A 314-nucleotide genomic window follows, 5' to 3' on the forward strand; every position below is an offset into this window, starting at 1 on the left:
TTCGGTGCGCTGCTGGGTGCGCCGACCCTGAAGCTGCGCGGTGACTACCTGGCCATCGTGACGCTGGGCTTCGGCGAAATCATCCGCATCTTCATGAACAACCTGAACGCGCCGGTGAACATCACCAATGGTCCGCAGGGCATCAACCTGATCGACCCGATCCGCGTGTTCGGCGTCTCACTGGCCGGTGAACCGGGTTCGGGTTCGATGCTGAAGGTCTTCGGCATGAACCTGCCGTCGGTGAACGCGTACTACTACCTGTTCCTGGTGCTGTGCATCTTCGTGATCTTCTTCTCGAGCCGTCTGCAGGATTC

The 314-nt window shown here is 59.9% G+C and carries 1 pseudogene; it reads left to right on the plus strand.

Annotation, left to right across the window (positions count from 1 at the left end):
* Positions 1–314, plus strand: a pseudogene (locus tag MKD49_RS25850) (ABC transporter ATP-binding protein); the annotation flags it as partial.

The sequence above is a fragment of the Herbaspirillum sp. WGmk3 genome (assembly GCF_023952535.1).
GTDB classification, from domain to species: domain Bacteria; phylum Pseudomonadota; class Gammaproteobacteria; order Burkholderiales; family Burkholderiaceae_D; genus Herbaspirillum; species Herbaspirillum huttiense.